Source organism: Burkholderia paludis (assembly GCF_000732615.1).
Taxonomy (GTDB): domain Bacteria; phylum Pseudomonadota; class Gammaproteobacteria; order Burkholderiales; family Burkholderiaceae; genus Burkholderia; species Burkholderia paludis.
Genome location: NZ_JPGL01000052.1, coordinates 41,369 through 65,974 on the forward strand (window position 1 = coordinate 41,369; position 24,606 = coordinate 65,974).

Annotated in this window: 22 protein-coding genes and 1 pseudogene; 10 read left to right on the top strand and 13 right to left on the bottom strand. The window is 60.8% G+C overall.

Features of this window, described 5'->3' with window-relative positions; translation table 11 throughout:
* Positions 1-33: 33 nt before the first annotated feature.
* Genes GQ56_RS0127395 through GQ56_RS0127405 form a run of 3 tightly spaced genes read right to left on the bottom strand, consistent with a single transcriptional unit; the run spans position 34 to position 4,138 of the window.
* Entirely contained in the window at positions 34-1,563 is a 1,530-nt protein-coding gene (locus GQ56_RS0127395) for a DHA2 family efflux MFS transporter permease subunit (protein ID WP_031401692.1), read from the bottom strand.
* Positions 1,560-2,720 (bottom strand): efflux RND transporter periplasmic adaptor subunit, encoded by a 1,161-nt coding sequence (locus GQ56_RS0127400; RefSeq protein ID WP_052001528.1) that lies wholly within the window; start codon positions 2,718-2,720, stop codon positions 1,560-1,562. The genes GQ56_RS0127395 and GQ56_RS0127400 overlap by 4 nt, the downstream gene beginning before the upstream one ends.
* 11 nt (positions 2,721-2,731) lie before the next feature.
* Positions 2,732-4,138 (bottom strand): efflux transporter outer membrane subunit, encoded by a 1,407-nt coding sequence (locus tag GQ56_RS0127405; protein ID WP_052001527.1) that lies wholly within the window; start codon positions 4,136-4,138, stop codon positions 2,732-2,734.
* 487 nt (positions 4,139-4,625) lie between these two features.
* On the opposite strand from GQ56_RS0127405, the gene GQ56_RS46700 reads away from it, so the two are divergent.
* On the top strand, positions 4,626-4,799 hold the full coding sequence (locus GQ56_RS46700; protein ID WP_235212772.1) for a hypothetical protein: 174 nt from the start codon (positions 4,626-4,628) through the stop codon (positions 4,797-4,799).
* A gap of 17 nt (positions 4,800-4,816) precedes the next feature.
* Positions 4,817-4,918: a plasmid pRiA4b ORF-3 family protein gene (locus GQ56_RS46705; protein ID WP_235212773.1), complete on the top strand. Its 102-nt coding sequence runs from the start codon at positions 4,817-4,819 to the stop codon at positions 4,916-4,918.
* Positions 4,919-5,147: 229 nt separating this feature from the next.
* Here the strand turns inward: GQ56_RS46705 and GQ56_RS0127415 are convergent, their stop codons facing one another.
* The 4 genes from GQ56_RS0127415 to GQ56_RS0127430 are packed head-to-tail and all read right to left on the bottom strand — an operon-like array spanning position 5,148 to position 9,838.
* Complete coding sequence (locus tag GQ56_RS0127415) at positions 5,148-6,185, bottom strand: Csu type fimbrial protein (protein ID WP_052007348.1); 1,038 nt, start codon at positions 6,183-6,185, stop codon at positions 5,148-5,150.
* Positions 6,182-8,527, bottom strand: a complete 2,346-nt coding sequence (locus GQ56_RS0127420; protein ID WP_200878009.1) for a fimbria/pilus outer membrane usher protein — start codon at positions 8,525-8,527, stop codon at positions 6,182-6,184. Before GQ56_RS0127420 ends, GQ56_RS0127415 begins: the two co-directional genes overlap by 4 nt.
* A 10-nt stretch (positions 8,528-8,537) precedes the next feature.
* Complete coding sequence (locus GQ56_RS0127425; protein ID WP_031401697.1) at positions 8,538-9,290, bottom strand: fimbrial biogenesis chaperone; 753 nt, start codon at positions 9,288-9,290, stop codon at positions 8,538-8,540.
* 8 nt (positions 9,291-9,298) lie between these two features.
* On the bottom strand, positions 9,299-9,838 hold the full coding sequence (locus GQ56_RS0127430) for a spore coat protein U domain-containing protein (RefSeq protein ID WP_031401698.1): 540 nt from the start codon (positions 9,836-9,838) through the stop codon (positions 9,299-9,301).
* Between the two features lie 871 nt (positions 9,839-10,709).
* Between GQ56_RS0127430 and GQ56_RS0127435 the strand changes: the two genes are divergently transcribed.
* The 3 genes and pseudogenes from GQ56_RS0127435 to GQ56_RS0127450 form a co-directional block, all read left to right on the top strand.
* Positions 10,710-12,299 carry a methyl-accepting chemotaxis protein gene (locus GQ56_RS0127435; protein WP_052007349.1) on the top strand — a complete coding sequence of 530 codons (1,590 nt, stop codon included), beginning with the start codon at positions 10,710-10,712 and terminating at the stop codon, positions 12,297-12,299.
* Between the two features lie 418 nt (positions 12,300-12,717).
* Entirely contained in the window at positions 12,718-13,152 is a 435-nt protein-coding gene (locus GQ56_RS0127440; RefSeq protein ID WP_152601872.1) for a hypothetical protein, read from the top strand.
* A 287-nt stretch (positions 13,153-13,439) separates the two neighbouring features.
* A pseudogene (locus GQ56_RS0127450) lies at positions 13,440-13,793 on the top strand (IS66 family transposase); the annotation flags it as partial.
* 193 nt (positions 13,794-13,986) lie between these two features.
* On the opposite strand, the gene GQ56_RS44790 reads toward GQ56_RS0127450, so the two are convergent.
* Entirely contained in the window at positions 13,987-15,279 is a 1,293-nt protein-coding gene (locus tag GQ56_RS44790; RefSeq protein WP_161788586.1) for a hypothetical protein, read from the bottom strand.
* 851 nt (positions 15,280-16,130) lie between these two features.
* Here GQ56_RS44790 and GQ56_RS44795 point away from each other — a divergent pair.
* Complete coding sequence (locus GQ56_RS44795) at positions 16,131-16,385, top strand: hypothetical protein (RefSeq protein ID WP_235212774.1); 255 nt, start codon at positions 16,131-16,133, stop codon at positions 16,383-16,385.
* 224 nt (positions 16,386-16,609) lie between these two features.
* Here the strand turns inward: GQ56_RS44795 and GQ56_RS44800 are convergent, their stop codons facing one another.
* The 4 genes from GQ56_RS44800 to GQ56_RS0127465 all read right to left on the bottom strand — a co-directional run bounded on the left by GQ56_RS44800 (position 16,610) and on the right by GQ56_RS0127465 (position 20,042).
* The gene (locus GQ56_RS44800) at positions 16,610-17,113 is read right to left on the bottom strand and encodes a hypothetical protein (protein ID WP_152601874.1); all 504 of its coding nucleotides are present in this window, start codon (positions 17,111-17,113) and stop codon (positions 16,610-16,612) included.
* Positions 17,114-17,506: 393 nt separating this feature from the next.
* Entirely contained in the window at positions 17,507-18,031 is a 525-nt protein-coding gene (locus tag GQ56_RS0127455) for a GNAT family N-acetyltransferase (protein WP_031401702.1), read from the bottom strand.
* Between the two features lie 128 nt (positions 18,032-18,159).
* Positions 18,160-18,600: a gamma-glutamylcyclotransferase family protein gene (locus GQ56_RS0127460; protein WP_031401703.1), complete on the bottom strand. Its 441-nt coding sequence runs from the start codon at positions 18,598-18,600 to the stop codon at positions 18,160-18,162.
* A 620-nt stretch (positions 18,601-19,220) separates the two neighbouring features.
* The gene (locus GQ56_RS0127465; protein ID WP_235212775.1) at positions 19,221-20,042 is read right to left on the bottom strand and encodes an HAD-IA family hydrolase; all 822 of its coding nucleotides are present in this window, start codon (positions 20,040-20,042) and stop codon (positions 19,221-19,223) included.
* Between the two features lie 171 nt (positions 20,043-20,213).
* On the opposite strand from GQ56_RS0127465, the gene GQ56_RS40255 reads away from it, so the two are divergent.
* Entirely contained in the window at positions 20,214-20,843 is a 630-nt protein-coding gene (locus GQ56_RS40255; protein ID WP_152601875.1) for a GNAT family N-acetyltransferase, read from the top strand.
* A gap of 32 nt (positions 20,844-20,875) precedes the next feature.
* Here the strand turns inward: GQ56_RS40255 and GQ56_RS0127475 are convergent, their stop codons facing one another.
* Positions 20,876-21,865, bottom strand: a complete 990-nt coding sequence (locus GQ56_RS0127475) for a helix-turn-helix domain-containing protein (protein WP_052001623.1) — start codon at positions 21,863-21,865, stop codon at positions 20,876-20,878.
* 281 nt (positions 21,866-22,146) lie between these two features.
* Here GQ56_RS0127475 and GQ56_RS0127480 point away from each other — a divergent pair, with 281 nt between their 5' ends.
* The 3 genes from GQ56_RS0127480 to GQ56_RS45685 are packed head-to-tail and all read left to right on the top strand — an operon-like array spanning position 22,147 to position 24,586.
* Positions 22,147-23,043: a choline/ethanolamine kinase family protein gene (locus GQ56_RS0127480; protein WP_052007352.1), complete on the top strand. Its 897-nt coding sequence runs from the start codon at positions 22,147-22,149 to the stop codon at positions 23,041-23,043.
* Positions 23,044-23,069: 26 nt separating this feature from the next.
* A complete protein-coding gene (locus GQ56_RS0127485) occupies positions 23,070-24,413 on the top strand; it encodes an aspartate aminotransferase family protein (protein ID WP_031401708.1) in 1,344 nt (447 codons plus the stop codon).
* A gap of 29 nt (positions 24,414-24,442) precedes the next feature.
* Positions 24,443-24,586, top strand: a complete 144-nt coding sequence (locus GQ56_RS45685) for a hypothetical protein (protein WP_161788587.1) — start codon at positions 24,443-24,445, stop codon at positions 24,584-24,586.
* The last annotated feature ends 20 nt before the right edge of the window (positions 24,587-24,606 follow it).

The window sequence follows — 24,606 nt, forward strand, 5'->3', positions numbered from 1 at the left end:
ATAGTGTTCGATACGGACACCTTGTGAAGTCGGCTATCCGGGTTTCCTGGGCGACCTCGCCATCCAGACGATCGCGATCGACAACGTGAAGCCGAACGTGGAGAGCACGAAGAAATCGTTGAGCGACAGCATGTCCGACTGCACCATGACGTGACGCCAGATCACCGCCCACGACTGGTGTTCGGTCAGTCCGCCCTGTTCGAGCGTGCGCAGCCCATGCGCCACCCGGTCGGAGAACGGAGTCAGCGTGTCGACCAGCGTGTTTTGATAGAAGCGCGAGCGCTCGTCCCAGAAGGTCTGCCCGAGCGACGCCACGAGGCTGCCGGACATCATCCGTATCGAAGTCTGGAGCCCGGATGCCGCGGCCAGGCGCTCCGGCGGCAACCCCGCGAGCGACAGCGCGACCAGCGGCGTCAGGAACAAGCCGATGCCGATCCCTTGCGCGAGACACGTCAGCGCGATCGTCGCGGCGTTGACCTCGGTCGTCATCGACGCGCGCCACCATGCGACCAGCGCCCACGCGACGAACGCGAGACTCGCGAAGACGCGGGCATCGCCCCGCTGCACCCACTTGCCCAGCAGCGGCGCGAGCAGGATGCCGAACACGCCCATCGGCGCCGTGACGAACCCTGCCCAGGTCGCGTTGTAGCCCATGTCGGTCTGCAACCAGAGCGGGATCAGCACCAATGCCGCGAAATAGAGACCGAAGCCGACCGCGACCGCGAGCGTTCCCATTGCGAAGTTGCGGTGGGCAAACAGATGCAGGTCGATGATGGGGTGCTTCTCGCCCAACTCCCACACGACGAGCAGAATGAATCCGAGCACCGACAGGATCGCCGTCGTGCAGATCACCGGCGACGAGAACCAGTCGAGGATGCGCCCGCGGTCGAGCGTGATTTGCAGGCAGCCGATGGCGACCGCGAGCAACACCAATCCCGCCACATCGACGGGCAGCTTGGTGCAAGGCGTGTCTCGTCCCTTGAACAGCATCAGTGCGGACGCGACGACGAACAACCCCACCGGCGCGTTCACGAGAAAGATCCACGGCCAGCTGTAGTCGTCGGTGATCCACCCGCCGAGCATCGGCCCCGCCACCGGTCCGGCCATGTTCGTCATCGCCCACATGGCCAGCGCGAAGGTGCGCTTGTTCGCGGGAAAGATCGCGACGAGCAGCGCCTGGCTCAGCGGCACGATCGGCCCGGACACCATGCCCTGCAGTACGCGCGCGGCCAGCAGCGATTCGAAATTCGGCGCAAGGCCGCACATCACCGAGGCAATCGTGAAGGCCGCGACCGACATCACGAACAGGCGAACCTGGCCGAACCGCCGGGACAGCCATCCCGTCAGCGGAATGCAAATCGAGTTCGCGATCGCGAAGAACGTGATCGCCCACTCGCCGATTTCGGAGCTGACGCCGAGATTGCCCGAAATCGTCGGGATCGACACGTTCGCGATCGTGATGTCGACGACCGCCATGAACGATGCGAGGCTCACCGTGATCGCGGCGATGATCAGCATCGGCCCCGACAGCGGCTCGATGGGCTGGAGTGCGGCGCGGGTCACGGTTGTTCTCCCCGGCCGTCGCCGATCGCGGTTGCCGCGTGTTCGTCGGCGCGCTTCTGCTGGTCGGCGTACAAGGCGGTGCGCTCCACCGTCGCGGCCCGCTTCAGGTCCTTGCCCGAAACGCAGGTGGACGTGTCGATGTCGACCTCGGTCGACATCCCGATGCGCAGCGGATGCTTTGCCACTTCGTCAGGATTCAGCCGGATCCGGACGGGTACGCGCTGGACGACCTTGATCCAGTTCCCCGTCGCATTCTGGGGCGGCAGGAGCGCGAACGCCGACCCGCTGCCCGCCTCGATGTCGTCGACCGTGCCGTGATAGGTCACGCGGCTGCCGTAGATATCGGCCTTCACGACCGCCGGCTGGCCCGAGCACACGCCGGCGAGCTGAACTTCCTTGAAGTTGGCGTCGACCCACACCTGGTCGAGCGACACGACGGCCATCAGCTTGTCGCCCATGCCCACGCGCTTGCCGAGCTGCACGGTGCGCTGAGCCACCATGCCCGAGATCGGCGAGCGGATGGTCGTTCGCTCCAGCGCCAGCGCGGCGGCACGTACGCGCTCCAGCGCGACGCGGACTTCGGGATGATCGTCGACGTCGGTGCCTTGAATCTGCGCGAGCGCTTCCGCATGCGCTTGCACGGCCGCGTCGAGGGCCGCGCGGGCCGTCTTGACCGTGTCGCCGGCATGCCGGGTCTCCTCGGCCGTCACCGCGCCCTGGTCGACGACGCGCTGCCGCGCGGTCAGGTCCGCGCTCGCCCGGTTGAGTTCGGCCTTGCGCAGCTCGATCAGCGCGGCTGTCTGCGCTTCCGATGCAAACAGCCCCTTCACCTTGCGAATGGTTTTCGCGAGTTCGGCCTGTGCGGCATCCAGTGCGATGCGCGCATCGCTCGAGTCCAGTTCGACCAGCGTCTGGCCGGCCTGAACCCGGTCGGCGTTGTCGGCCAGGACGGCGGACACGGCCGCCGCGACTTGCGGCGTGATCGATACAACGTGGCCGTTCACGTAGGCATCGTCGGTAGAACGAATCGTGTCGCCGGACAGCAGCTGCCATCCGCCCCAGGCCGCCGCCGTCACGGCGAGTACCCCGGCGATCGCGAGCAGGCGGCGGCGACGGGCCGCCGATTCGGGTGTGTGGTTGGATTGGGTGTCGGTCATGTTCGATTCCGTTAATGGGTAGTAGCGGGAGAGGGCGTCCATGCGCCCCCGAGTGCCCGTATCAGGGAAACCTGCGCATCGGCCAGCTCGGCGTCCGTCTCTGCCACGCGCCGCTGGCTCATCAGCGAGGCTGTTTCCGCCGCGAGCAGATCGCCGGCATCCGACAGCCCGCTGCGCTTGCGCGCGCGCTGCAGGTCGACGACGTGCAGCCGTTGGCGCTCCGCCACCGTCGCCTGCTGTTGACGAATCCGGGCTGCCTTGACGGTCGCGATGCCGTCCGCCACTTGCTGAAGCGCCACCGCAATCGTTGCGTTATAGGCACTCACGGCCGCGTCGTATTCGGCCACCTTGCCTTTCAGGTTGGCGCGAAGCCGGCCCCCTTCGAAGATCGGCAACGTGATGGCGGGGCCCAGGTTCGCCGTCGTGCTGCTCGCCCGGAGCAGATAGCCGATCCCGAGGCTCTGCATGCCGGCGAACGCAATCAGGTCGACGTCCGGATAGAACGCGGCCTTCGCCACGCCAATCTCGTTCGCGGCGGCCTCGACGGCTTCGCGCCGCGCCGCGACATCGGGGCGATAGCCGAGGAGCAGCGACGTGACGTTCGACACCGGCGCGGGGTCCGCCAGCGCCCGAAGGTCGGGCCGCCGCAATTGATCGGCGAACGCGGGCGTTTTGCCGAGCAATGCCGCGATTTCATGGCGCCGCCGGGCGATGTCCGCGTCGTAGCGCGCGATGTCCGCTCGCGTCTGCGTGGCGGCATCGCGGACTTCGATTGCATTGAGGTCGGTGGACAAGCCGGCGTCGATGCGCAACGCCTGCAGCTTCAGTACGTCCTCGCGCCGCGACAGTCCTTGCGCGGCGACATCTCGCAGCTTGTACGTCGCATCGAGTTTCAGATACGCCGCCGCCAATGCGGTTTGAAGTACCAGCCTGGCGTCCTCCGCTTCGAATCCGGCCGATTCGGCGCGAAAGCGGGCGGCATTCGCAGCCTTGCTCCACTTGCCCCAGAAGTCGACGTGATAGCGCAGGTCGAGACCGAGCGCGCCTCTGCTGCCGGTGTTGTCCGCATAGGGCGCGGAATACGTGTCATGGCCGGGGAACCGGTTGGCGCTGACCGATGCGGTGCCGTCCACGGTCGGCAGCAGGCCGGCCGCCGCGACTGCGCCGGCCGCCTCGGCTTGCTGCAGGCGAGACTCGGCGATCTGGATCGACGGTGCGTCACGGGCAGCCTGTTCCATCAGGGCATCGAGCTGCGCGTCGCCGAACGCTTGCCACCACATGGGGGCGGCGATGACGGGCTCGGCGGAACGCTGCAACGCCGAGATTTCCTTTCCGCTATCCAGCGTGTCGGGGGAGAGCGCGACGCGCGATGGTTGCATCCCGTTGCCGCTCGCGCATCCGGCGAGCACGGCGACCATGATGGCGGTGAGCGAAGCAGCGATGATCCGGCCGTCGATCGAGCGGCTGTCACGGCTGCTGCGGGAGCGGCACCGTCTCGTCGGCTCGTCGAGCCGTTTGAATAAGGAGCGGTTGATTTTGAGTCTCCGGTTGAGTGCATGGCTCGTATCCTGGAGGACTCGGTGAGTTGCGTGAATGATCTGTGCGATAAGTTAAACTTGCGTTTTTTGCAAGTGACGGATGTAACGGCGAGCGATCCGGGGGACATCTGGCGAGCTACATGGGAATCCTGCAGGCGGATGTTTTCGGCGGGTATGACAGGCTGTATCGCGACGGCACGAACATCGAGGCCGGGTGTATGCGCGGCGCAAGTTCCACGACCTGTGAAAGATGGATGGCCCATCAATTGCCCCAACAATAAGGCTGAGCGTGCGATCAGGCCGGTGGTTCCCGGCAGGCAAATTTATCTGTTCTCAGGCGCCGACGGCGAGGGGCCAAAGCTCGACGGTGATCTATAGCCTGATGCACGAGTTCGTCTTCAGCGAAGACAGCTTGGGTAAGCCGGGTGATTTCGGATTCCATATCGATCAATCGATGATCGATGAAACACGCATCACGCTGGCGAGGGCGATGGGACGGATGAAGTTCTACGACTACGGTGACGCTGGCAGCCTGGGATAAAGGTCGAGAAGGCGCTGGTGCTCGTTCCAGGCAGACGTCGATCGCCGTGCTTGGGTAGGCGGAATGCGTGTCCACAGGAAGACGTCGATGGAGTGCGAGGATATGCCGACTTCTTCTGAGCGATCGCCGATCGGACGCTTGGTGTGGCGGCAGATTCGATCCCGCCGTGGCCGATCTCGTGCTCGCGAATCAGCGGTTCTCGGAGGTCAAGTTCCAATCGTCGAGACGGCGTTGGATTGACGCTTTCCTTCGAGCGTCGGCGCGACATTCGTCTTGCGTTGCTTTCCTTGGCCGCTGCCGTTATCTGTTCGCGATTTGCGGATGCCCCGTGTCGGCGAACCGGAATACCTAGTAATTCACATTGACGGTCACGGTGTCGGAGTAGGTGTCGGGGGTGTAGTTTGCGTTGGGTACGGTCGCATAGACCGTGAGCGACTGGCCCTGACCGCTGCCGCTACCGGATTTGCCGTTGCCTGCCGTCGTCGACGTAGCCGTGTTGCCCCACGGCGTTCCGCTCGGACCGGGCGTGGAACTGAGCTGGTACGGTACTTGATCGGTGTTGCCGCTCAAGGCCCCCTTCATGACGCCGGCGCCCGCGGTGTTGCCATTGGAAGGCGCGAGACCCACGAAATAGGGCGTGCCGTTGGTGCAGCTCACGTTAAGGGTATTGCTGGCGGTTGTGTTGACCGAGGTCGAGGGAACCGTGCCAAGGTTGACGTTGTTCGCCGTAACGACGCAGGCCTTCTGTACCGTCGCGGACGCGACAAATGACGCACTCCCGGCGTTGAGTGTGTTCGGGCCGCTCGAACAGGAACCCGGCGGCGTGCTTGTGTTCATGTTGTAGGAACCGCTGACGGTCGCGGAGAGCGTGCTCGTGTAAGTGCCGACCGGGGCGGTCGTCTGTCCTCCGGGTAACTGCGCATAGAACGGAGTCTGGCCCGTGACCGTGGTCGTCAGGATCAACCCGGCCGGAATGGCGACGGAAATGCTCAACGGTATCGGTGTCGCCGAGGTCGCGGTGGAACCCCATATCTGACTATCCGTCGCATTGGCATAAAGCTGGTATTGCAGGTTGCTGCTGCCGTTGTTGAGCAGGCGCGGGTTGGCCTGAGTCCCGCCGGTGCCGGTATTGAGATTCAGGCACATCACGATGTTTGCCTGCGGCGACAGGACGACACCCAGGATCCCCGTGCTGGTGCAGGACCATCCGATCGAGCCGCTGATGTTGACGGTGCCCGACGTGAAGTCGACCGTGCCGAACTGAACATTGCTGATGGTGGGGTTGGCGCAAGTGACCGTCTGGGCGTCGGCCGGGCGCGGCAGGGCAAGGCCGCCGATCAGCAGCGTCAGGATAAGGAGCAGCATGCGCTGATAGTGCCGGCTCATGGGGAGGCGTCCTTGCGACAGCGTAGTGGCCCGATCTCGGGAATGGTCCTGCTCTCGTTGTGATAGTCGAAACTCGCCTCACATGTTCCGGTGGGCGTGTGGACGACGAGCGTATTGTGTTCGTCCAGTGTGTCCAGGTAGACCACGCCGTCGAAACCGGTCATGGATCCACTGTCGGCGCGGTCCTTGATCGTCACGCGGCTGCCGAGCGGCAGGGGCTGGCCGCTGTCGTCATGCAGGATGATCGAGGCAGCGCGTATCGGTGCGATGCCAAAGCGCACCAGCGCTCCGGCGCGGTCGGTGGGGGTGGCGAGCGCCTTGACGCGATCGATTCTCACGTTCGCCGGAAGATCCATCGGATCGATGCTGAGCAGATTGTTCTGATAGGCATTCAGCGGCGACACCAGCAGCATGCCCCGGCTGTCCGTCGTGCCGATCGGATTGTTCTCGAGCTTCACGGGCACATCGGCGATGCCATCGGTGGATACCACGGCGAAACCCGTACTGATCTGCCGTGCGGCAAAGACGTCGCCGCTCATCAGCACCAGCGCGCCGGTGGCGCCCGCATACCCGTAGCGGGTCTGGCCGACGGAACTGACGCCTGCCTGCAACTGGCCGTAACGCCCCAGATAGTCGATCTCGCCTTGCGCGCCATTTTGATCGTTGCCTTGACGCGCCGCGGCGCGCCAGCTGAAGCCGCCCTCACTGGGTGGCGACTGGCTTGCGTTGACGACGAAGCCGGTACTGTTGCCGTTGCGCTGTACGCTGCCGCTTACGGTCATGTTGTGTTCCAGCGCGATGGTGGCCACCAGAAACATGCTTCGACTGGCCGCATTCCCTATGTTCTGGTTGAAACTGAGATTCAGCGACAAGGAACGCCCGAGGGATTTGAACCAGTACACGCTGGCAAAACGGGTGGCTTCCTGCTGCGGGTAGCGCAATTGGACGTAGCTCGCGCCGAAGCTGCCGAGATGCGTCGTGCTGTAACCGGCGGTCGCCTGCCCGCTGAGGTTGGGCGGAGGCGGCCCGTAGAGCGTGGCCGCATCACTGTAGTCGCCACGGGTATGAACGCCGCTGGCACTGAAATTGAAGCGGTCGTTGCGCCAGCTGTAGCCCAGCCCGTACTGCGATCCGCTATGACCGGCGAATGCGCTCTGCGCCAATGACGCGGACACGACGCCACCGGCGCTACCCAGCAGCAAGGCGCCGCCGCCGCCGCCGTTGATCACGCGGCTGGTCGCTTCGGCATGAGCTTCGACGGTGAGGTGGTCATTGACGCCGTAGCGCCACGTACCGCTGCCGACGGGGTCATGGCCGTAGCTGAACGAGGTCAGCCCGTAGTTCTCGCGCACGACACCGAATTCCGCCGACCAGTCCGAGAGGCCCTGCTTCAGCAGTTGCCGTTCATCGTACAGCGAGAAATCAAGGGTGGTGGACCGGCCCAGTGCATCGGTCAGCACGACTTGCGCGTTGCCGGCGCCGTTTATGTTGGGGATCGTATTGAGCTGGAACGGACCGGCCGGCACCTGGCCGCTGTATTGCTGCAAGCCGTTGATGAACAACTGCACATTCGAGGGCAGCGTGGCCGAACCGAGAAAGGACGGTAGTGGCGCGGTGACCAGATAGGGCTGTAACGTGAAATTGGTGCCCAGCTGCACGCCGGCGATACGAGTCGGGCGAGACCACGACAACGCGTCAGTCAATGTGTCGCCGATCCGCAAGGTCGTCAGGCTGTCTGGAAACGAAGTGCTCCAGCTGGTATCCAGGCGGACCGAGTGGTTCTGCCAGCCGCTGCCGTTGCCGTGGGTGGCCTGCGAGAGCGCGGTGGAGCTCAATACGCCACTGCTGTCGAACGCACGCAATTCCGTGAATGCACTCAGGCTGCCGGCCTGCGGGCCCTGAGTCCCGAACAGGTTGTAGTTCAGCAGGATGCCGGGCGAGGCGGTTGCATGGGGACGACTGTTGTCGGGGGCATTGAGCACCGTCGTGCCCAGCTTGAGCATGCTCAGGGGGGCGATGACGGCCACCGTCTGGCGACGGGTATCGTAGTTCGCCTGCACCCCGTTCAGGCTATTCAGGCGTACCGGATCGGGTACGCTGGCCGGCAAGATGAAGCCGAGTCCACGCAAGGTCGCGGTGCTGGCCCATAGCTCGCCGTCGAGGTAGATGAAATGCGCCAGACCGCCCTGAGCATCGTTGACGGTGACCTCGAGGTACAAGTCGGTGCCACCGAGGCGGCTCGCACTGTCACTGCTGTCGACGAGCGGTGCGGTATCGGTCGGGGAACCCGTGGACGTAGCCGTGCCGGCGGCATGGCTACCGGACACGAGCAGGCTCTGCAACAGGATGATCTCAGTGAGAACGGTCGGCCAGCGACAGGTTCTGCGTGACCTTCTCGCCATTCACCATTGCCTCAAGAGTGCCGCCAGATGCAAAGACCGCGGTGGATGGCTTCAGCATCCAGCGCATGGTCGCGCCCGGTAGCACGTAGCCCAGTAGTCCCGCGGTGATGTCGGTACGGTGTCCCGTGGCGTCCACATAAGCCAGGCCTGCCAGTTGGGTATGACTGCCGCCGTGATTGCTCACCTGCAGCATCACGTGATTGCCGTCCCGCAACAGGCTCCACTGCAGTTGTGGCGGAGCGGCCGCTACGCCGCCCGGCTGAATGAACACAGGTACCGAGTAGTGCAGCACAAACTGCAACCCCGGCTTGCCTTGCGCATCGATCGGCAACTCGTCGATCGACAGCCGGTAGGCATCTTCCACCGCGCCGACACCATTCGGCGGCGCATCCACCCGGATGACCCGCACCAGTTGGCGATCGCCGACCGCCAGCTGCAGCATCGGCGGGCTGATCACGAGGCCGTGAGACTCCGCGAGTCGATCGCCCTGGCTATCCTGTGTCCAGTGGTATACGCGAACCTGTGCATGCACCACGCTGTCGCCGGTATTGCTGAGCCACAATCCGTCGGCGTTTTGCGTGGCCTTCAGGCTGAGGGTGGTGGGGGCCACCTGCAAACCGCTTGCATCAGCGCTTCCGCCTGCCGCCAGCAGACTGACGAGCAGGCCGCTGCATAGCGCATGCAGCCACCGTGTGTGCTTCATGGCATCGGTTAGAAGTTCACGTTGACGGTAACCGTATCGGCATAGCTGTCAGGCGTGAAGTTGGCACTGGGGGCGGTAGCGTATACCGTCAGCGATTGCGCGTTTCCCGTACCTGTGCCGGCCACGCCATTGCCCACCGAGGTCGAGGTTGCGGTATTGCCCCAGGGCGTACCCGACGGACCCGGGGTGGAGCTCAACTGGTACGGCACCTTGTCGGTGTTGCCGGCCAGTGCGTCGGCCGTGCTCATGGCGCCGCTGCCGGTGGTGGTGCCGCCGTTGGCGGCCGACGGCGCAAGGCCGATGTAGTACGGCGTGGTCTTCGAGCAGGTCACGCTGATGGTGTTGCTGCCGGTGGTGTTGACCGCAGTGGCGCTCACGGTGCCGAGGTTGATGTTGGAGGCAGCGCCGGCCGTCACGGAGCACGCCGTCTGAATGGTAATCAACACCTGGAAGGTCGCCGTGGCAGGACTGGCGGCGGTGGCGGGAAGGGCCGCCAGGCCGGCAGCGACGAGCAGGCTGGTGGCGAGCAGGGTTTTATTGAGCGACATGAAAGCATCTCCCGATGAATGAATTAACCGAAAACTCCAGGCAATATGAGGCGGCGGTTGTTAAACCACGGGGCGTATCTCCGGTTTTTTAAAATTCATCACGCGAGAATTATCGGCATTGCACGTAATTGAGGCCCCGGCAGCCACTAATCTTGAGCATGCCAGCCTGTCGAGCATCGCACTCCGCTTGCGGCTGCATACCCTCATCAGAGGCTGATTGTCGAGTAATTCCTTTTGTTTTGCTGTTTTGATTCGGACTACTGTTGATTTAATGTAACAAAAATGAATCTGTCAGCTTCGTCAGTCGTATGAAATCAAACGGATGCTCACTGCGCGACGCAGATGCTACCGAAAAATTTTCTCGCTTAATGTTAACAAATGATAGTACGAGTCGAACACTCCGTAAAAGTATTGCCGCGTCAGCGGAGCAGGTTCACGTGGAGCCTGATGGTGCCTATTGATTCGTGATGCAGATGGAATCTGGATGATTTCGGTGAATTCACACCATGTCGAGAAACGTGCGCCACGGCGTTTTCGATAGCGGCAGGCGCGCAGCAGATGCCGCTTCGAGGTATGGCCTTCGCGTCCAGTCGGACGCATCATTCCGGGTTTCTCGACCCTTGAACCGGACTGTTTCTCGGGTTCGGGGCAGGTCAGGGTTGCCGGCGCGGCGTATCCGACAACGCGCACTTCGTTCCTACTACGAGTAGCGCGTTCCTCGCAATCCCCGAAAGACGATCGATTTCCCGCGTTTTTCGGGAAGCTGGCGCGCCTGGAGGTACTAGCATGATGTCGATCCAATCTGGTTCCATCGTATCCGTCCTGAAACAAGGCAAGGTTGAAAGAGCGGAAAGGTACAAGAGGTCAAGCCATGCTGAAAAACGCCACGACACGCGGGAAACTGCTTTCCGGGTTCGGTCTCGTTCTGCTGTTGTCTCTGATCGCTGGAATTGTGGCGCTGCTGCAACTGCGAATATCCAACGACAACCTGAGCCGGGTGGTGGTCGACGGCAACACCCGACTGGCCCTTGCCAAAGACCTGTCCACGCAAATCCGGATCGGCCTGGCGTCGATTCTGACGACCGTGGTCGTGACGGATGCGGAAGCCGCGAAGTCCGCGATGAGCACCGGCCTCGCTGCGGAGCAACGATTCCTGAAAGGGAGGGAAGAGCTCCGCAAGCTGTACCGGGGCGACGCCGAGGGCAGCAAGCTGGTCGACGTCTTCTTCGACGTCGAGGACCACCGAACGAAGCCTGTTTTCTCGCACTACGTTGAGCTGGCGCAGCGGGGGAGTCGGGAGGAAGCCAGTGCCTGGCTGGTGTCGCGCACGCTACCGTCGATGCAGCTCCTGCAGGATTCGATCACCAGTATCGTGGAATACCAGAGCCGCCAGATCCTGCAGATCCAGGAATCCAACAATCGCGACTACGGGCTTGCGATCTGGATGACCGTCGGCGCTCTGGCGTTGTCGCTGATCGGAGGTGTCGCCGTAGCCGTCACCTTTTCGCGCAGCCTCTACAAGGAATTGGGCGCGGAGCCCAGGGACCTCGGCGCCGTCGCCAAGAGGATCGCGCAGGGTGATCTGAGCCAGGCCATTGATGCCGGCCATGATGACGTCAGCAGTGTGATGTCCAGCATCGCGAGAATGCAGGCCAATCTATCCGACGTGGTGGTCAAGGCTCGGATCAGTTCGGAAAGCGTCGCGTCCGCCAGTGCGCAGCTCGCGATGGGGAATACCGATTTGAGTCACCGTACCGAAGAGCAGGCCAGCGCGGTGGAAGAGATCGCGGCCACGACGGAACAGCTCAACAGCACGGTGCGCAACAACACCGACAACGCCAGGCAGGCCAGCCAACTCGCTCAAGTGGCGGCCGACGTTGCGACACAGGGCGGCGCGGTGGTGGGCCAAGTGGTCGGCACCATGCAGGCTATCAGCGACTCCAGCCGCAAGATCGGCGACATCATCGGCGTCATCGACGGCATCGCCTTTCAAACCAACATCCTCGCCTTGAACGCCGCCGTGGAGGCCGCTCGAGCCGGTGAGCAAGGTCGCGGCTTCGCCGTGGTCGCAGGCGAGGTGCGCAGCCTGGCGCAGCGCAGCGCAGTGGCGGCCAAGGAAATCAAGAGCCTGATCACTCACAACGTCGGGCAAGTCGGCCAGGGGACGACCCTGGTGGACCAGGCCGGCAAGACCATGCGCGACATCGTCACGTCCATCAAGCGGGTGAGTGACATCGTCGAGGAGATCAGCACGGCCACTCAAGAGCAGAGCAACGGTGTCCATCAAGTCGATGGAGCCTTGGGAAAACTGGACCAGACGACTCAACGTAACGCGGCCCTGGTGGAGGAGAGCGCCGCTGCAGCCGAGAGCCTGAAGGTTCAGGCGCAGCAACTCGTTCAGGTCGTTGCGTTCTTCAAGCTCGCCAGAGGCATCGGTATCAACGCCGAACAATCGGGATGACGAAGGGAATTGAACCGCATCGGGGTTAGTCGCGGCTCCGGCTCTTGAGGGAACAGAGCCATGAACGCGAAACCGGGCAAGTTGCCTCCGGATGTCCGGGAGCACGGCGCGTATCGCGATCAACTTTCCGCCAGGGCCCGTCGAGCCGGGCTGGATTCCGACAATATCGACGCGAGATTCGCTGCCTTGTCGAATCCGTCTCCCGGAGGCGGCCAGCGTGGCGAATACAAGGACCGGAAAGTTCAAGGATTGTCATTTCCTGATCGTTTCCGTGCGTGGTCGGGGGGTACGACATTCACGCTCAGGCAAGATCATGCAAGAATTCCCGGCTGCTTCGCCGGTTAGGATCGATAGTAAATAAAAAGCCTCCCACGCTTGTGACAAGGGTTCGATTCCTTTCGCTTGCTCCAGTGAAAGCATGATCGAGGAGCGTGGGCGAGCAGGTTTTCAGGTGAGTCGCAAAAAACGAAAGCGAAGTATTGTGATGCTCAAGATTGACGAAAAGCTTCCGATGGGAGCGCGCATTACCAATCTCATGTCGGACGGAGGTGAGTGGACCGTTACGGAACTTCGCCGATCGTTGGACCTGACATCCATTCAAGTGCGGCAAGTAATGCGCAAGTTGGCTGAAAATGGAATCGTCAGCGTTACTCACTGCCTTGTCGCGTCGCGCGCGCATGTCTATAAGCTCGCCGACGCCGAAACGTATGGCCAGGAGGACAGAGAGGCCGCTTTGGACCGAACTCACCGGTCGTACAAAGGATGGCCCGATGCAGACCTGAACGTATCCGCTGCCATGTATGCACTCGTGCGCGCAAGCGACAACGTTGAGGTCGGACTCGAGGATCAATAGGAAACAGTCGGCACCGTCATGTTGCCGAGGGGTATCGCAGGATTTCGGGACGAAGAAGGCGAAATCGCGCGATCGCGGCCATCCGTTTCAAGTGGCGGCCGTCGGCCTGGCCGCGCTTCAGCATCGCAAGACGTCGATTCGCATCGAAGGCGGCCCGGAATCCGCCGTGCTGCGTTCCGTTCTCGATCGCATTTTTCGATGATCGGTCCGCCTCAAAACACCAGGATCTGGATCGCGGCGGGCGTCACCGATATTCGATGCGGCTTCAATTCGTTGGCCGCGAAGGATCCGACACGGCCAAGGCGATTCGGTATGCACTGAATCGCTGGCCAGCGTTCGTCTACTGCTGCAGCGATGGGTGTGCCGAGATCGACAACAGGATCGCCGAGCGAGCACTGCGAGGCGTCGCTCCCGGAAAGCGGAACTATCTGTTCGCTGGCGCCGACTCCGGCGGCGAACGTGCCGCCACGATGTACAGCCTGATCGGCACGGCAAGCCTGAACGGCCCCGATCCCGACGCGTATCTCGCCTGCGTGCTCGAGCGCATCGCCGATCGTCCGGCCAACCGCGTCGGCGAACTGCTTCCGTGTAACGTGGCGTCGTCGCTGTCGCCAACCGCTCGCGTCGAGCCCATTCGATAGCGCCGCGAATCTCGGTCTTCAACAACCAGCACTACGGTACTGCCCGGGTGCTTCCGCCCCTCGACTAGAGACAGAAATTGGAAAGCACCCGTACTGGACCAGGCTGGAGCAGGTATGTGCCATCAGGGGACCTCTGCGCAGTTCCCGGTAAGGCACCCGCGATTTTTCAAAACACAGGTTCCCAACTCGATCGCTACCACTGCGCGTCCAGCCCCGAATCACAGCAACTGACCGAGCGGGCAAGACTTCGTTCGTCAGTGGCCCGCATGCGACACTCCGGCACGGCCGTTGCGACGGCAACACCGGCTCGATCTTTATCTAGAGCGTGCGCATCGAGGTTCGAGCGCGTGATCCGAACATAGCTGCGATGATCAGGCAAAAATGCAACCCAAAGCATGTTGCTGCGGTCCTCGTTCGTGCCTCTGTCGGAGAGCTCCCTATCCGGCCCTACCTCGTAGGCCGGCATCGCTACTTTGGCCCGATAGCACTCGTACATATTCGTTGCTGCGCCATCCGTGATTGGTTCAAACCAGGCCAAGTTCATTTTTCCGCCGGACCGACCATCGGACGGCACCACGGCAATGTTGACAAAACCACCGCGTCCACCCTCGTATTCAACTTCACGGACGACATTTGGAACCTGCTTTGTTCCCGCCTTGATTCTTCCCATTTCAGGGAACATGCCGTCCTCACGCGGCGCCACGAAAGATCCGTTCCCCCACCAATTCGCAACCGAAATTCCCGTGAGAACGTACGCGTCCACACTGGGCTGCGATGTTGGCCTGACGCCATGCATGGAAAGATTGCGGATCTCGCCCTCGCCGGCATTGAGCACTTTGACAGTAACAGGCATGGGTGCCCATGCGCCCTGCGTCTCCTGAGAGGGGGCGAGATCGTGCACCGCATCCCCCTCGCGTTCATGGCCAAGCCATCGAACGCGCAGACGATTGCCGGGGAGAAACGTCAAGGACAAGATCGTGCGCGTAATGCCCAATTTTTCAGGCAAGGAAATCGGTGCCGTCACGCTGTGCACCTGCGACGTACCTTCAATTCGCTGCGACACCGACCACGTGACATGCAGAATGTCCTCGCCAGGTTGGGGCGGTATATCCGGGTGCACGGTGAGAGTCGGTTGGTCATCGCTCCAGTACGACTTTCCGGGACTAATGCCGTACTCGAGTATGTTCTGTCCATCGACGTGATGCAATTTGCAGCTCGGGTAACATGCCCGCTCACCAGACACTGAATACAGGGCTGGAATTACCGTGACTCTGAACACCTGATTGTCACCGGCTTCGTCCAGCGCGTTGTGTGCCTCGGCGAGTATTTCATGCGCGTTCGAGCCTGACTCTGCATTTGAAAGGGGCGTCGGTAGCTGCACGTCAGCAGGGTTGCAAGCAACCATCGCAGGCAAGACGAGTGCACTAACGATATTCGTGAATAGTCTGTGCGCAATCGGTTTCAGACGTGCTAAAAATGGCGTCATGCTGGTTAATAGGGCTTCGAAGGGGATTATGCAGAGGGGCCAAGGTGGGCCGATCATCACATATCAACTACGGCAGGCCAATCGAACGGCACTTTTGCGGGACCGCTTCCGGCCCGAACATGGGCAGCGGGCCACATTTCGTTTGAGTGCTCGCGCGCCGACAAACTTGACTACCTCTTCGCTGCCGCCGGTTGCTCACGTCGAACTCATCCGGGGGCATCGCGTATCACTCATTGTCAAAGGCCTTCGCTACGGTAATGATCGAGCGCTTACAGTGCTCCTGCCCGGCTCCGTGCAAGGTCGTCACCGCCGGCTGCGCAGTTGTGCCGCGGCCAGACCCGAAGTAACGGAGCGGGGCGACGCAAAGTATGTGTTCGTCAGGGCCAGTGCCAAGGTCAACAACCTAGCACAGAAAACCATCAGCCCGCCGGTGGACGTGAGCGGCGCATGCGCGGATTTCGTGCCTCGAAGCACACACTCACGCTAGTCGCGCGATCGTCGACCGATCCGTTGGCGTTTCGCCTTGTAGCGGTATCTGCTGCGTGCCTGCCTCCATCGCAAACACTTCGGCATACGTTTTTCGACATCGCGACACTTCGTCGATGTCGCCCGGAATCCGTCTGCGGCATGAAGCAATCGGCCGCTTTCACGGTCCTTGTGAACCTACTCAGTTGGCTGACAATTCGGCCGGACGATCTTACGGGCGGTAAGCGTTGTCAAGCATTGCAAAATCACCCGTACGGCGCTTGTCGACTGAAATGGGATCACGCAACATGGATTCCATAATTTGCCGAACTTGGTATTCGGCAATCACGGTGTTATTTCCGATTCGATGGGTTGTATGAAATATGATGAAACAATTATCAATCGCCATTCGGCTGCCGGACTATGCACGTTACGTGCTGATTGATGCGGCAAAGTTCGGTATCGATCGAATCGATCAGGTTGCAGAAAGATTGCGAGCGGAATATCCCGACGCCTTTCATTCCGAGGAATCTCTTCCGGAGCGAGGCTTCGTGCACCCGCCGATGACAGGGATTCCACACCGCCGGCACACATACAAGCAATTCCCGCCGTTACTTATTTCCAGGCCAATCGTTCCGTGATGTCGGTTCACGTTTCCAATAATATTCAATAATTATTCTTTGTCGCATTAATTAAATATATTAAAAAATACGGGAAAGCCAGTATATTTCTGAAACTTGTTGTGTGCTGGTTGATGAATCGCTCAAGCTGGCAGAGCCATATCCGTTATGGAGGGTTCGGCGCATTCAGGCTCCGGAAACCTCTTGCGGCGCCTGGCTCCGTGGTGTTTCGCATCTCTGGCTGTCTATCCGGTTATTTCAATGCAACGCCAGTGAGAATTTGCAGGTATACACGGGTTTGGATGCCATAAATCGTTCTCTTTATCCGCCGTGCGCCAGCGGAAATCAATGTGATCGACTATTCCCCAATTGTCGCTATCGGTTGAATAAGGCCACTCAGTAGATATGTGTAATTTGTTTGCGGAAACACGGTAATACGTGTCGCCCATGAAGTAACCGCGTATGTGCTTGAAATAGTGCTGACCATTCTTGGTTCCGAGATACCACAATCGATCGTAGCGGCTATCCGGCTGGTTTTTTCGTCGACCCATATCGGCCAGCATGGCGTCCAGTGTGAGCGGACGACTGATGTAACCCGATGACAGCCAGACGGCTCCACCCATTATCATGTTATCCAGGATTGGCAAACGGCTGAGGAAACCAAGAGACGCGAGTGCGACCACACACCAGCAGCACAGCAAGAAGCGCTTGCCAACGGGTTTCCCATTTCGTGATTTTGGCGATTTCATGATGTTATGGATTGGGCTGAACGTTCAGGCCACTTCGTTATACCTGTCTCGGGGCTATATGTGCCCGATTTGCCGCCCGGCCCAGTGCGCGGGACTTTGCCGCAACCGAGACGCACCGGGGCAACGGTTTTGCGGGCGGCGGGCACAACCGGCGAAGCATTGTCGCACGGGGCCTAGAACAGTCGACGGCATCCACCGTCGGACTGGTCGGCTAGCTGTAAAGCCTTGCCGGATAGGGGCGTGACTTTCGGTACGGTGCGTCCTTCGTCGGAGCGATTGTTGACGCTTCGACGTTGGAGGCGAGCGACTGCTTCCGGCCGCTCACCACCCTATACCGGAGCGTGACAATCGCTTCGGGTGTGCGCTCTCGTTCAATCGGCATGACCGGTGGTTTCAAATTGTCGCGCCGTCAAGGTGGCGCTCATAGTGAATCTGGTCATGCCAGGTTCCGTGAAGCCGCATGCTGCGTCGCGAAATTCCGTACGTAGCGAATCCGTTGCGCTCCAGCACGCGAGAAGAGGCCTGATTATCAACGCGGACTTGTGCTTCGATTCGCCATAAATCCAGGTCGACCAGGGCCGTTCGCAATACCAGTCTGACGGCCTGAGATGCATATCCGAGTCCGGCGTAGCGCTCACCGATACGATAGCCAAGAGAAGCTTTGCTGAAATAAGGTCGTACTACGCCGGTGAGGTTCACCCTGCCAACAATCACTCCGTCTTGCTTCAGGAGATGCTGATAGGCTCTGTCGTTTCGGGCGTCACTCGTTGCTGCCGCGATTGCATTTCGCACCGACTCGATGCTGTAGTAACTGTCATCCCGAGCTTGAACCCAGCGTTCAAACCATGCCCTGTTGTCGACCTCGAACTGCAACAGGGGTACCGCATCGTCTAGCGTCGGGTGGCGGATTTCCAGCATTTTTTGAATGAGGTAAGAGCGGCTCGTTTTCCGGGAAGATGGATTGCCTGTGCTGTCGGACAGGGCTCATCCGACGATTGTCGATGATTTATCCGGTGCTGTCGAACGTCTCGACGTGGCGGATCCGGTCAGGTGTTTGGGCGGCACCGATACAGACTCGCATGGCCAAGCTCGTACTCCCGGAGCGGGCCAAGTCGAATCTCGTCGGCATTCAATTGGCTTGCGAGCTTCACATATGCAAACACGGATATCGATTTCGGGTTCGTGATATCGGCCGGTCTCACGTCGATTGATACGCGCCTGTAACCATCCGGCTGGCCGATGCGTTCCAGTAGATCCATTGCTGCCAATGTTTCCACGTCGACCTCGAACACCTGCCCCTTGACATGCTCGCCCCGGCCGGCGTGCAGGACTAGCCATGGCGAGTGACGTTCGCCCACGAGATACAGCGGATAGAGATCTTCCGTCTCGAAGTTGCCGCCGAGGCGAGTGCCTTTGTTGACTGCGAAGTTGGGGAAGCCCTCTTTCAGCGTTCCAAATACAAAGATTCTGTGCGTGGCGTTTGACATGGCGGCGTGCTCGATTCGCAAGTCGATTGCTCTTCGGTTCAGTTGAATCCGAAATCGGAAGACATGACTATGTGTTGTCAATATTCGGGCGTCCAGGAACGGCGCTGGCGGACCGGCGGTTCGAAAATCATTCGCTATCGATTGGCGTTGATTGCCGATTAGCCGACAGTCGCCGACTGTTGCCAGACGCGATCGTCCGCTGTCGACTGCGGACTCGACATGAGCGATCAATGATCGACATCCCTCAGAGAAGCCGGTAGACGGGTACTCGACCCCGTCGCCTCGGCCGAACCGTGAATTTGGGGGGGCTAGGCGGGTTAGTCTGGCTTTCAGGTCGGTTCGGGGCGTCGCGCTATCCGCAGACACACCCGAGGCGATGCCAGACATGCACGACCATGCCCACGCTCCCATATTGACGCCTTCCGACGGTTTGTATGGGAGATCCTTCGTCTCTGTTTCACTGCCCCGTTGACGCTACGCAGCTTGACGCGCGTTGCATTGACGGGTGAATCTGCTGCCGTGCGGAAAAATACATCGTCCCGAAGCAGTTTTCGGCGTGAGTAAAACACGCAAGATGCGCGGCCTGCTTGAGATATCAGGCAAGATGCCAATTGCCCGCGTTACCGGCCGAGTTGGACTAGGAATTCGTCACGGAGTATCGCAGCCAGCTTATCGACATCGTTCCTCTCGTCGTCATGGTAAATGACACCCATTCCGAGTGCACGAGGCGCAACCAGGTTTTCGGGATTGTTGTCGATGAAGACACTTTCTTCCGGTTTTACTTCGAGGCATCGCAAGGCGTGTTCAAACACAGCTGGGCCGTCTTTTCCTGATCCGAATTCGGCTGACACGACTATCGGGTTGAACAAGGAATCGAGGTCTTGCGACTTCCTCAAGCAATCGATTCGATCTTTTTTATTGTCGGTGATAATTCCGAGCCTGTAATCGTGTCTCAGCCGGTGCGCCAGCGCGAACATGGAATCGTTTGCCGGCGTGCTGAGAAACGCCTGTTCGAGCAGGGCGAAGTCAATCGTGCAATGCATTTCCTCGCAGATAGCGTCCCAAATCTCGCCGTGCGTGGTCTTCCCGACAAGTAGCGCCTGGTTGTATGGTGCGAATGCCCGTCGTAGCGTCTCGAATTCGACCGCCGTCATTTTGCTCAGATGCTTGTTGGTTGTCAGCGAGCCTGTCTTGTCCGTCGTCAACACGCCATCGTAGTCGAAGAATATTGCCTTTATCACGTGCGTTCTTTCCTGTCGAGAAGGGAGGCCGTCATTCATGGTTACGCAGAGCAAGTCATGCAGCTCAAACGTATCGGTTGCTCGTAGGGTGGGCGTGGTCGCCGCAGGGATGCGGCGTGCTGCACGACAATTGTCAGCGATCTCTGCGGTAGTGTCGAATGTCCCTGCGTGGCAGGGGTAGCCGTCGGTCGTGACCGTCAAGGACACTGCTAAACTCGGGTGGCCAAAGTAACTTTTCCCGGTCACATGAGCACGCAACCCGCGGCAGCACCTGAGGCCATCCCCCAAATTCCGCTGCAATACCTGCGTATGACCCGATAAGGCGTCGCGTCCACATGCGTAGTCAGTTGCGCATTTTCATTCGATGAACGTTTGCTGCCTGAACACAACATGCACGGTACAAAACTATCGATAGCGCCACTCACGCATCAGTTTTTTGAATCGGCGTTGGTCTTGCTGGATGCGGCGTTCAAGGAAGATCCTACGCTTGCCTGGTGCCTGTTCGCCGAACACTGGGGATTCGACGAGCGCCGGACAAATTATCCAAGAAGCTATTTGAGCTATCACCACGATGTCCTCATGCCTGCCTTGGGCGTGTGGCGTAACCGTGACCTCGTTGCCGCGAGTTACTTCGCCCCGTCATCCTGCACCGAATCTGCCGGCAAGCTCGCCGAGCTGGGGCGCCAGATCGCGAGCGGCTGTGGTGAACTGGCGTTGGGGAGAATCGATTCGCTTCGCGAGAGTCCTGACTTGCACTCCCGTGATGCGAATTCGAGCAGGATCGAGTTCATCGGAGTATCGCCGATGCTGCAAGGCGAGGGGATCGGGGCCACGCTCCTGAAAGCGACGTTGGCGCATCTTCGCGAGATTGAACCATGCGGGCCGATTTCCCTGGAAACGGCGGAGCCGCGCAATATTCCGTTCTATGAGCGCCATGGATTTGCGGTCGAGGCGCGCATCGAGCGTGCGGGACTGACGCAGTATCGCTTGTCGATCGGCTAGTTGCCCCGCTGGCTCGGAGTGGAAGACGAGCGTCACCGTTGGCAAAGGAGCGACGCCACTTCGCCCGACAACATCGCAATCCGGCTGACCAAGCCATCCTTGCGCGTTGAAGAGGGTAGCTCTTCGAACATCAGCTTATAGTCCTGGGAGAAGTGGCCGAGGTGTCGGAAACCCCATCGCCAGGCGACGTCCTGAACCGACAGCGGTTCCGCGGCAAGCAGCGCACGACGACACGCGCTCAGTCGGACCGCCTTCAGGAAGTGCGCGGGAGATTTGCCAACCACCGACGTGCAGTAGTTTTGCAGTGTCCTGCGGGTGACGTGCAGATGGTCGCACAGGCGCTCGAGCCGCACCGCCTCGTCGACGGAGTCGCAGTCGTCCAATACCAGCGCGCGTGCACGTATGACGACATTCAATCTGTCCCGAAAGCGACGATCTTTCTGAAACGCGGAGTCCCCATCGCACACTATGCACAGCATGTCGAGCAACTGGTCGAGCATCCCGTCCAGCATCGCATGTTCCGGCGGCGTCCCCTCATCGCCGGTGCGCAGGATGGCCTCGATCAATGCCGTCAGTTCGCGATGCGTCTCGACGGACATTGCCGTTGCGTGCAATGCCGACCGATGCATCGGGTTGAGCCCGAGGCGTTCGCGTCGCAGCATCCACTCCGATTGCTCGATCAGGACACCATAGATACCGAACTTCTTCGGCGTGGAAAGGCTGAACATCTCGTTGTCGGTGGCATTCATCAACATCGGTGCGGCGTCGGTCATATCGTGGCCGCAAAATCCAAGGTCCCGATATGCGCCATGGTCCGGTATGCCGATCCAGATCGACCCGCGCCACGGCATGCATTGCTGAAAGGTCAACTGCTCCGTGTATTCGTGAAATACCTGAGTGCGAGGGGCATCGCTCCAGATTTCCCGTAGAGACCCTGCAAACCGGCCTCTGGAAAGCTGATCGTATTCCTGCGACCAGTCATGAATCGAATCGGCGTGTTGATGCACGTCGCTGGTGCGCATTCGCCGATATTGCACTCGACTGATGCGTGGGCCGGGGGGGCGGTCTGCAGCGTGCGCGGTGCACGCAGTGGCGTCTGGGGGGCTCGGGAAGGAATGGGGCATCATTTGGCTCTCTCGACAGATACACCTGACCGAGCAAACGTAATGCCAGCTCGTTTGCCCCGCTTATCCCGTTCCGGAAAAAATCTCCGTCGCCATCGATATTGCCGGATCCGGATAGGTGCTTCGTTCGTTGCGTAGGTCAAATGCAGTCATCGGAACCCATCCAGCGGAACCCGCCCATGACTCCATCTACCCTTGAACATCCCCGCACGCTTCAGGCGCTCGAGCGAATTCGCAGACTGCCGTGCTGGCGCGGCGAACCGGAAGCCGTAGAAGCACTCGCGGGCGGCATAACCAACCAGAACTATCGGGTCAGCGCCGACGGAGCGACCTACGTGGTGCGTCTTGGCGGCAATATTCCCGCCAACCACGTGATGCGCTTCAATGAGCATGCAGCGAGCCAGGCCGCGGCTGACCTGGGATTATCCCCATCTGTTCGATACGCGGAAGATGACGTACTGGTCATCGACTATCTCCCCTCCCGCACGCTGAAGCCCCATCAGATCGGCGATCATCTGCCGGGCATTCTTTCATTGCTGCGGCGCACACACGCCGGCATGGCGAGCAGACTGCGCGGCCCCGCGCTCTCGTACTGGTTGTTTCATGTCATTCAGGACAACCTGCACACGCTTCGCGAGCACCGGTTCGACGCCGATCTGGACACGCTGGAACGTCAGGCCCGCCAATTGGAGCGCGCAGTGGGCCCCGTCGACCTTCGCTACTGCCACAACGATTTGCTCGCCGCGAATATCCTGGACGATGGCGAACGGCTGTGGCTGATCGACTGGGACTACGCCGGCTTCAACAGCCCGCTCGCCGATCTCGGCAGCCTCGCATCGAATAACCACCTCAGCACCGAGCAGGAGCACTGGCTGCTCGAGCACTATGACGAATGCCCGCCGAGCCCGGCTCGCTGGCGCGCGTATCTCGCCATGAAGACCGCGTCGTCGCTCAAGGAGACGCTGTGGAGCATGACGTCCGAATGCATCTCGTCAATCGATTTCGACTACGCCGCATATAGCCGAACGAACCTGGCCGGCTTCAATCGCGCCTGGGAAGAGTTTCTGCAATCCTGATCATTTATATAAATCGGAGTGTCAACATGTCGACGCGTTCAACCATCATGGACACCAACAGCTTCCGTGCCGAGCACGCGGCCGCGCTCGATGCCGGCTCACGCGCGCTTACGCAACGCCGCGCACGCCTGCTGGGCGATTCGTATCGTCTCTTCTATCGCAAACCGGTACATCTCGTACGCGGCCTCGGACAGTATCTGTGGGATGCGCAGAATGTAAAGTATCTCGACGTGTACAACAACGTTGCGAGCATCGGCCATTGCCATCCGGCCGTCATCGAGGCGGTGAACGAGCAGATGCAGGCCCTGAATACGCACACCCGCTATTTGCATGAACGCATTCTCGACTATACCGAGGACCTGATGACGACGTTGCCGTCGGAAGTCAGTCGGGCAATGTACATGTGCACGGGATCGGAGGCGAACGATCTCGCCATGCGCATCGCGTGCGCGTACAGCGGCGGCACGGGCATCATCGTCAGCCGGGAGGCCTACCACGGCACGAGCTACCTGACCTCGGGGGCATCCCCGGCGCTGGGCAGCAATCAGCCGCTCGCACCGACGACGAGACTGGTTCCCGCGCCCGACCGCTATCGGGTCGACGCGCCGGACCTCGGCATCTGGTTTGCCGAACAGATCCAGCTGCAGATCGACGACATGGTTGCGCACGGCATCAAGTTCGCGGGATTCATGGCCGATTCGATTTTCTCGTCCGACGGGGTGTTGCCCGGCCCGGCCGGCTATCTTCAACCGGCGATCGACACCGTACACCGCAATGGCGGTATCTTCATCGCGGATGAGGTCCAACCCGGTTTTGCCCGAACCGGCGAATCGTTCTGGGGGTTCGGCCGCCACGGCGTCGTGCCCGATGTCGTCACGACGGGCAAGCCGATGGGGAACGGCATTCCGGTGTCGGCACTTTTTGCGCGGCCCGAAGTGCTCGCCGCCTTCAGCGACGAGATTCCGTACTTCAACACCTTCGGCGGCAATCCGGTCTCGCTGGCCGCCGCGCAGGCGGTGCTGAACGTGATCCGCACCGAGCGTCTGCAGGAACACAGCCGTCGGGTCGGCGGCCAGTTGCTGAATGAGCTTGCCAAGCTCGCGGACCGGCATGAATGCGTCGGTGACGTTCGCGGCGCCGGGCTGTTCATCGGCTTTGAACTCGTAGCGGATCGTGCGGCGAAGACCCCGGACAAGGTCCGGGCGCTCAACGTGATCGAGGAGTTGCGCGAGCGACGCGTGCTGACTTCGGTGGCCGGCCCTTACGGTAACGTGCTGAAGTTGCGCCCGCCGCTGGCATTCCAGCCTGCCGACATCGACTGGCTCGTCGGCGCGCTGGATGAAGCGCTGAGCGCGACCGCACACCACTGATCTTGACGGTTTTGCGCGGGAGCGGGGCGGTGAAGCCGCCCCTGTTCCTGCATGGCTTTCGTATTGACTTCGAGATTGGTCTGATTCCGGTCGGTGTTCCCGATTGCGCACGGCACCCAGGGCGCGACGAGCACCTTCTTCGCGCGAACCTCTTTGCTGCGGCGGGTGCGTGACAGAAAGCCGGATGCACGGT

Coding starts and splice junctions, on each gene's coding strand:
- GQ56_RS0127405 (WP_052001527.1), bottom strand. CDS start 4,138: ATGGTCGCCGTGCTCGCCGGATGCGCGAGCGGCAACGGGATGCAACCA.
- GQ56_RS0127435 (WP_052007349.1), top strand. CDS start 10,710: ATGCTGAAAAACGCCACGACACGCGGGAAACTGCTTTCCGGGTTCGGT.
- GQ56_RS0127480 (WP_052007352.1), top strand. CDS start 22,147: ATGACTCCATCTACCCTTGAACATCCCCGCACGCTTCAGGCGCTCGAG.
- GQ56_RS0127485 (WP_031401708.1), top strand. CDS start 23,070: ATGTCGACGCGTTCAACCATCATGGACACCAACAGCTTCCGTGCCGAG.
- GQ56_RS0127430 (WP_031401698.1), bottom strand. CDS start 9,838: ATGTCGCTCAATAAAACCCTGCTCGCCACCAGCCTGCTCGTCGCTGCC.
- GQ56_RS0127460 (WP_031401703.1), bottom strand. CDS start 18,600: ATGTCAAACGCCACGCACAGAATCTTTGTATTTGGAACGCTGAAAGAG.
- GQ56_RS0127475 (WP_052001623.1), bottom strand. CDS start 21,865: ATGCGCACCAGCGACGTGCATCAACACGCCGATTCGATTCATGACTGG.
- GQ56_RS44800 (WP_152601874.1), bottom strand. CDS start 17,113: ATGAAATCGCCAAAATCACGAAATGGGAAACCCGTTGGCAAGCGCTTC.
- GQ56_RS44795 (WP_235212774.1), top strand. CDS start 16,131: ATGAAACAATTATCAATCGCCATTCGGCTGCCGGACTATGCACGTTAC.
- GQ56_RS0127425 (WP_031401697.1), bottom strand. CDS start 9,290: ATGAAGCACACACGGTGGCTGCATGCGCTATGCAGCGGCCTGCTCGTC.
- GQ56_RS44790 (WP_161788586.1), bottom strand. CDS start 15,279: ATGACGCCATTTTTAGCACGTCTGAAACCGATTGCGCACAGACTATTC.
- GQ56_RS0127400 (WP_052001528.1), bottom strand. CDS start 2,720: ATGACCGACACCCAATCCAACCACACACCCGAATCGGCGGCCCGTCGC.
- GQ56_RS0127415 (WP_052007348.1), bottom strand. CDS start 6,185: ATGAGCCGGCACTATCAGCGCATGCTGCTCCTTATCCTGACGCTGCTG.
- GQ56_RS0127455 (WP_031401702.1), bottom strand. CDS start 18,031: ATGCTGGAAATCCGCCACCCGACGCTAGACGATGCGGTACCCCTGTTG.
- GQ56_RS0127440 (WP_152601872.1), top strand. CDS start 12,718: ATGATCGAGGAGCGTGGGCGAGCAGGTTTTCAGGTGAGTCGCAAAAAA.